Annotated in this window: 8 protein-coding genes; 1 reads left to right on the top strand and 7 read right to left on the bottom strand. The window is 40.6% G+C overall.

Annotated features, from left to right (window positions below; translation table 11 throughout):
* The 7 genes from PHV30_11475 to PHV30_11445 all read right to left on the bottom strand — a co-directional run.
* Positions 1-329 (bottom strand): hypothetical protein (locus PHV30_11475; protein ID MDD5457633.1); only part of this gene is annotated, 329 nt, incomplete at its 3' end.
* On the bottom strand, positions 326-1,063 hold the full coding sequence (locus PHV30_11470; protein ID MDD5457632.1) for a hypothetical protein: 738 nt from the start codon (positions 1,061-1,063) through the stop codon (positions 326-328). The genes PHV30_11475 and PHV30_11470, both read right to left, overlap by 4 nt.
* Before the next feature lie 54 nt (positions 1,064-1,117).
* Positions 1,118-1,585: a hypothetical protein gene (locus PHV30_11465; GenBank protein ID MDD5457631.1), complete on the bottom strand. Its 468-nt coding sequence runs from the start codon at positions 1,583-1,585 to the stop codon at positions 1,118-1,120.
* A gap of 189 nt (positions 1,586-1,774) precedes the next feature.
* Entirely contained in the window at positions 1,775-2,986 is a 1,212-nt protein-coding gene (locus PHV30_11460) for an MFS transporter (protein MDD5457630.1), read from the bottom strand.
* Positions 2,987-3,030: 44 nt separating this feature from the next.
* Complete coding sequence (locus PHV30_11455) at positions 3,031-4,146, bottom strand: Ldh family oxidoreductase (protein MDD5457629.1); 1,116 nt, start codon at positions 4,144-4,146, stop codon at positions 3,031-3,033.
* Between the two features lie 5 nt (positions 4,147-4,151).
* On the bottom strand, positions 4,152-4,649 hold the full coding sequence (locus tag PHV30_11450) for a ferredoxin-thioredoxin reductase catalytic domain-containing protein (protein ID MDD5457628.1): 498 nt from the start codon (positions 4,647-4,649) through the stop codon (positions 4,152-4,154).
* Positions 4,649-4,930: a glutaredoxin family protein gene (locus PHV30_11445; protein ID MDD5457627.1), complete on the bottom strand. Its 282-nt coding sequence runs from the start codon at positions 4,928-4,930 to the stop codon at positions 4,649-4,651. The genes PHV30_11450 and PHV30_11445 overlap by 1 nt, the downstream gene beginning before the upstream one ends.
* 95 nt (positions 4,931-5,025) lie before the next feature.
* Between PHV30_11445 and PHV30_11440 the strand changes: the two genes are divergently transcribed.
* A partial coding sequence (locus PHV30_11440) for a UvrD-helicase domain-containing protein (GenBank protein MDD5457626.1) occupies positions 5,026-7,309 on the top strand: 2,284 nt, incomplete at its 3' end.

Raw genomic sequence — 7,309 nt, 5'->3', positions numbered from 1 at the left:
AAGACCACGGCATCCTGGCTGCTGTCGAGGTTCCCGGAGATATTGCTATTAAACGAATTGTCTTCTTTGCTGAAGGAAATGTTCCAGGTTGCCAGACCGCTATCGGCAGTTTGTATGTCTGTGGCATGTAGCTTAAAAACTGGTTTTTCCGATATAGTTTTATTATTATAAATCGGTAAATCATGTTCCTTTAACCAGTCCAGAACCGGAGGATTTGAGTCAATTATATTTAAAGGAGAAATCACTTCCAGCAGTACATTGAACCCTGCACAGTTTTCAGCGAAAACCATACTTAACAGAACCAGGAAAAAAACAAGTAATTTATTCATAGCTTAATCGTCCTGTCGATTATTTTTTCTATAATCTGGCCCATGGTGTTGTAATATGAAATTTTTAATTTTTTTATTTCTATTACGTCAGAAAAATCACTTTTTGGATAATCAGGTTTGTATTGCCGGAAAGAATTAGGAAATACCGGCAAATCATCCAGGATCATTAACCAGGAAATATTTCCGTTTTCGTGTAATAATTCTAATTCCAGGCGGGGTCGGAGATGGATGTTGCCTTTATTTTCCAACTCAACATCAAATAAAATTTGGTCCGAGCTTATTTTTATATTGAAAGATTTAAGGTCTAGGTCAATTACTTCCGTATTTTTTATTACAAGGTAAAAAGGCACAGATTTGCTGATGTTGAAAAACGATTTCTGTTCTTTGGCAGCAACAAATATCTGGGCTTTTTTTTCACCTTTTATATTAGGTACATCTAGAACAATATCAATCTTTTTTTGAGAATCAGCTGATAAAAAATGTTCTTTTACAGGTATATTTATCCAGTTTTCAGTTATCGGAAGCAGCACCATATCATTATCTCCTGCAGCCTCCCAGCTAAACAACTCAAGCGTTATCGTTTCGTCTGTTTTTGTATTATTAATAAGAGTCAGGGAATAAGTAACCACAGTGTTGGCTGTTTCAACAACTTCAAAGCGTGAGGGGTATGAGCTGAAGCCATATATAACAGCAGAGAGTAAAACGAACAATAGGAGTGATACTTGTTTAAACATTTTTGTACCCCAATGGGATACCCGAAAACTTGCTCAGGTATCCCAAATTCAAATTTATTGAGTTAATACCTTCAGATTAATATAAGATGTATAATAACCAACCTTGGCCTGGGTCATATCAGCTACCTTGACATAGAATTTCAAGCTTTGTGGTGTTGAATAACAGTAAGTTCCGGTGTAAACAGTCCTGTTTGCTTGTGTATCCGTAGAAACACACAAGGCTTGATAAGAAGTTGGAGACGCAGTGGCCAGGGCAACATCAACATTGGACGTTAATACATGAGCTTTGGTTGTATGTTTTAAACCTTTATAATCGCTGTCTGCCAGAAGCAGCCAGTTATCAAGATTGGTTTTCACAGTAAAAGCAATTGAACCTAAACCCGTGGTGTGATCAACGCTCATATTGGTTGTGCTGACAGTGACATCAGTAAGTTCGGCCACAGAAAGTCCGGAATTAAACCCGGTATAATTGGCTGCGAAAATAGAACTCATAATTATTAAACAAAAAAGTAGTTTACGCATTTTATTCTCCTCCTTTATAATTAACGAGTAACTAAATGGCTCCTACCACCTCCTTTTAGTGACTAATATTCAGCTTTAATAATATATCGAAAAAAAAATTCAAACTTTTGTTAGAACTAATTCAAAAATTGAATGATTTGTTAAAAAATTGAATTATGTTGAAAATTTTACTAAAAAAACAAAGGATTCTTAGGCTTTTGAATTTTGTTTACTGAGATACAAATAAACCGGAAGAGCTGCCAGCTGAATAACAACCGACATAAGCACCAGGATCAGAAGAGCATAGTGCCAGCTTATAGAAAAATCATAAATAATTCCCATAATCCATGAACCGGCAAACCAGAAGATCCCATATCCTGCATTAAAAAGGCCAAAGGCCGATGCACGTTTGTCCTGAGGGGACATATCCGCTATTACCGAACGCATAATAGATTCCTGCCAGCCCATACCGATACCCCAGAGCAGAACTCCAGCCCAGATGGCAGGTACATTCCCGAAAAAGACCAGCGGTGCAAAAAAAGCAGAAACAACTGTCGCTAACAGCAGTGATTTTACTCCGATTCGATCGTAAAGATATCCGAAAAATAGTGCCGAAAAAGCGTCAATAGCCATTGCTGCAGCATATAGTATCGGTATCATGGAGGCTGAAAATAAATTTTTAACCTGCAGATGATAAGCAATCAACGGAAAATCAGCAAAGCCAATTGCAATAAACCCGACTGCCAGTAAATACAACCAGTATTTTTTGCCCAGCCCCTCGGTATTTACCTGTAGCTTTTTGACTTCCAGATTGCTGGGGTTGGGATATAGTAAGCGGGCTAAACCGATCAACGATAAAGAGAGCAGAGCAGGAACAAGAAGCACGGCAAACCCCAGATGGTAATTGTTGTGGTTGAAAAATAATACCGATGCGACTATTACGGGTCCCAAAACTGCGCCTATCTGGTCCATAGCCTCATGCAGGCCATAAGTCCAACCGCTTCCTACTGTTGTTCGGGCAAAAGAAAGCATAGCGTCTTTAGATGGGGTGCGAATAGCTTTGCCAAAACGTTCCGTAACAAGCAGAACCGAAGCCAAGACCCAGTTGCCGGTTAAGGCCAGCAAAGGAACAGCCAGCAGGTTTATAGCATAGCCGAGAAAGGTCATTAACCAATAACGTTTTGTTTTATCGGCAATATATCCGGTTAATATTCGGAAACCATAACCAACAAGCTCGCCGAAACCGGCCACAAAGCCAACCACGGCAGCGCTGCCCCCCAAAATTTTTAGGTAGGGTCCCATGATACTGCGGGCACCTTCGTAGGTCATATCCGCGAAAAGGCTGACACAGCCGAAAAGGACTACAAATAATATCGCAGAATTCTTGGGAAAATTTATTGCTGCTGATTTTTTTTTATCCATATAAATATATTATCAGAAAAATTATCTGTTTTGTTAGTTTTATTTTATTTTTCCCAGGGAAATATATATTTTTTTAAGCTGAGTTCATTACGCATTGTTATGAGTTCATTTTGGACTTCAATCGGCAGCGGGATCCCTTTTTTTATACGCGTTTGTTCAGCCAGGTATTCCTTTTCACCGGCAGTATAGATGCGTTTTTGTCCGGGGGCTTTTTTGGAAGCACGGAGTTCTCGCAGAATATTGCCTGTATATTTTTTAAAAGTTTTAAGCTCAGTAAAAGATTCAATATTTATTGCCATGAAAAAGTGCCCAAGTTCAATAGGAACTTTTTTATTGTTTTTTACACCGCTTAAAGCATGCATAAAATTACCGGCTTGCAGTGCAGAGGAAAGGATTTCCACCAGTGTAGCGTAGCCATAACCTTTGTACCCGGCAGTTTCTTCGCCCACACCACCAAGCGGCAGTAGCGCGGCATCTCCAGTATTTAAATCTTTAAGGATTTGTTTGGTATCAGTGCGATACATGCCGTCGTTGCCGATCACCAGTCCTTCGGGAGTGGGTAGGCCAAACCGGTCATAATATTCTATTTTTCCACGTTGAGTTACCGAGGTTGCGCAGTCCAGCACAAAGGGAAACTTTTCATCTGTAGGCAAAGCATAGGTCAGAGGATTTGTACCCAGCATATTTTGAACTCCAAAAGTAGGGGCTATGGATGGCCTGGCATTGGTGCCAACTTGTCCGATCATGCCTGCTTCAGAAGCCATCATCGCATAATAACCGGCAATACCGAAATGCGTGGAGTTGCGGGCTACAACCATACCCATGCCCAGTTGTTTTGCTTTATCAATTGCCATTTGCATACAGCGCTTGGCAATGGCCATGCCCATACCATTATGGCCGTCTATTACAGCTGTAGTGGGTGTTTCTTTGACTATTTCAAATCGGGTTTTCGGATTTAATATTTTGTCCCTAATACGATCATAATAGATTGGCTTCAAGCGGTTTACACCATGTGAATCTATACCGCGAATATCAGAAGCAACAAGCACCTCCGAACACACCAGGCTTTCATCAGCAGGCACTCCCAGCTTGATGAATACATCAGCTATAAATTGTTTTAAAAATTCCGGTTTAACATGATAAATTCTGGAGCTTGACATGTTAATTATCCGAACAGTTCAAATCGTTCTGAACTGACTTTACAAATAGGGCAAAGATCAGGAGCCTTTTCCCGTGCGCACAAATAGCCGCAAACCTGACATCGCCAAATGGGATAAGCAAATTGTGCGGTTTTGGCATTTTCATTTTGGTTTTTTCTTTGTTCAGGAGCCGGCCGCCGTTCAGGAATAGACTTAACAGGGAGTTTATTTTTAACAACCTTGTCGGATACATATAATCCGCAGTAACAGGCGTTAAATTCAACCACATCAGCATCACGATAGTTACAGGGGCAAATAATGTCCAGGTCTTCTGCTTTTTTTCCGGCTGCCAGTCTACAGGGACAGGCCTGATAGCCGTAACGGTCCTGATTGACCAGAAGTGAGCGTATCAAGTCTTTGGTAAAACCTGAATCAGGGTTCAGATGATAACCCGATTTTTCAGCGTCTTTAGATAATTTTTCAAAGGCCTCATTTATTTCCGAATCTGAAGGAGATTTAGCCATCAAAGACCTAAAACATCGCTTATTTTCTCGGGTTGATAACCGGAAATAATATCATTGTTATTTATAATAATAGTCGGAAAGCCGCCGCCGGGATTAAGTTCTCTCATTTCTCTTTCTGTCAGCTCCTGGTCCTTTTCGTCCAGCAGGTCAACATCACAATACTCAAATTCTACGTTGGAATTTTTCAGAAATTCTTTGGTTTTTTTGCACCAGATACAGGTACTTAGGGTATATAAAAAAACACGTCCGTAATCTTCACCTTTGACTTTTGTAGTTTTCATAGAGAGGGATTATAACATTTTTTAAAAAAGATACAAAACTTTCTGTTTCTGTCCCATTACGCACTTATAATTTTGTGTTATATTAAAGAAGCTTTATGAAATTTATTGTTGATTTTCATATCCATTCACATTTTTCCCGTGCTACCAGCAAGGCGCTTGTGCCACATGAACTTGCCAAATGGGCGGCGATTAAAGGCATACAGGTGGTGGGAACCGGTGATTGTGTGCATCCCGGCTGGCTTAAGGAACTAAAGGAAAAACTGGAAAAAGCGGAGCAGGGATTATATAAACTCAAGGATGATCAGAAATCGACCAGATTTATTCTGACAACCGAAATCAGCTCTATTTATAAAAAGAACGGAAAGACGCGAAAAGTTCATAATGTCTGTGTTTTGCCGGATTTTGAAAGTGTAGAAAAATTTCAATCCAAACTGGAAAAAATTGGGAACATCAGGTCTGACGGGCGGCCTATTCTGGGGCTTGATTCCAGGCACCTTCTGGAAATCCTGTTAACAATCCATGAGCAAGCTTTTATGATACCGGCCCATATCTGGACACCATGGTTTTCAGTGCTGGGCTCAAAATCAGGGTTCGATTCGGTCAGGGAATGTTTTGACGATTTGACGCCGCATATATTTGCTCTGGAGACAGGATTATCCAGCGACCCGGCCATGAACAGGGCCTGCAGTTTTCTGGATTCCTACCGCCTGGTTTCCAATTCTGATGCTCATTCGCCTGAAAAGCTTGGCCGGGAAGCTAATTTATTCGACACAAACCTGACTTATCAGGATATTTATGAAAGTCTTAAAACCGGAAAAGGCTTTTTGGGGACAGTAGAATTTTTCCCTCAGGAAGGCAAATATCATTATGACGGACATCGCAAATGTAATATATGCTGGGACCCGCTGGAAACAGTAAGGCACCAGGGTATCTGTCCGGTTTGCGGAAAACCTGTGACCATCGGGGTTATGTACAGAGTTGCAGAGCTTGCCGACAGGCTTCAGCCTGATTATTCGGCAAACAATCAGATATTTCACAGCATTACACCTCTGCCGGAACTTGTAGCGGAAATTCTGCAACAGAAAAGCACATCCTCTAAAGGTGTAATACAAGAATATGAAAGATTAATCGCGCAACTAGGTTCGGAATTTGAGATACTTCTTTTCAAGCCGGAGGAAGAATTGAAAAAATTTGGCGGTGAGCTGATTGCCGAAGGAATCAGAAGGCTCAGATGCGGCCAGGTGTATATTGATGAAGGTTATGACGGAGAATTCGGGAAAATTTCGGTTTTTCAGAAAAAGGAATTAAAGGCTTTAAATAAAACCTCGCTGTTTGTTTTGCCCGATCCTGTAAAAGGTCAGATTTGTCAGGTTAATCAGTCTACTATTGAATTTGATATACAGGCTTTCAAACAGCTGCATGATAGCTTCAAACCGGTTCATCCGATCAATGAACAACAAAAATATATTGCGCAGGGAGAAAATCTGGAACAAAAAGCTGTTATCGAAGCAGAAAAAGGCATGCAGGTAATTATTGCCGGACCGGGTTCAGGTAAAACCCATGTACTTACAGAACGTATTGTTTATTTGGTCGAGCATTTTCAGGTCCAGCCGGAAAATATTCTGGCTGTCACCTTTTCCAACAAAGCAGCGCAGGAAATAAGCGAACGCCTCAAAACCAAGATAGCCGGAAAACATATCAAGGTTTCCACCTTTCATGCCTTCGGGCTGGAGGTTTTAAGAAAGTATCATGATGTTTTTGAACGGACCGCAGATTTTTTCATTATTGAAGAGGAAAAGACTGACTATCTGTCGATTCCCGAGACAAAAAAGAAAGAAACAAAAAAGATTCTTAAACAAATAGAAAGATTTAAGCAGGGCATAGATGAAGAAATTGACCCGGCAACACTGGCCCATTGTGATTCATACAATCAGGCATTGCAGAACAGAAACGTGTTTGACCTTGAAGACCTCATCTGCTTGCCCGTGAAATTATTTCAGATGCAGCCGCAGATACTCGCCCAATACCAAAAACAAATTAACTGTCTGTTGGTGGATGAGTTCCAGGATATTAATGAAAAACAGTACGAACTTATCAATTTATTAATTGGCAAAACCGACACTTCCGTAAATAGTTTTCGCAATGTAATGATCATCGGAGATCCGGATCAGGCTATTTATGGTTTCAGGGGATCGGATGCAAGATTAATGGAACGTTTTCAGGCGGATTATCCCGAAGCCAAAGTGATCAGTCTGAACAGAAGTTATCGCTGTCCGGAAAATATTCTGAAAGCCGCCGGACAGGTGTTACAAAAAAAATATTTATTAAGTGGCAAGACCGATCCTGTAAAAATTCATCTGCAGCAATGCGAAACCGATA

The sequence above is a fragment of the Candidatus Margulisiibacteriota bacterium genome, assembly GCA_028715625.1.
In the GTDB taxonomy this organism is placed as follows: domain Bacteria; phylum Margulisbacteria; class Riflemargulisbacteria; order GWF2-35-9; family GWF2-35-9; genus JAQURL01.
Note: the sequence above shows the minus strand (reverse complement) of the source record. Positions and strands in the feature narration are given on the sequence as shown.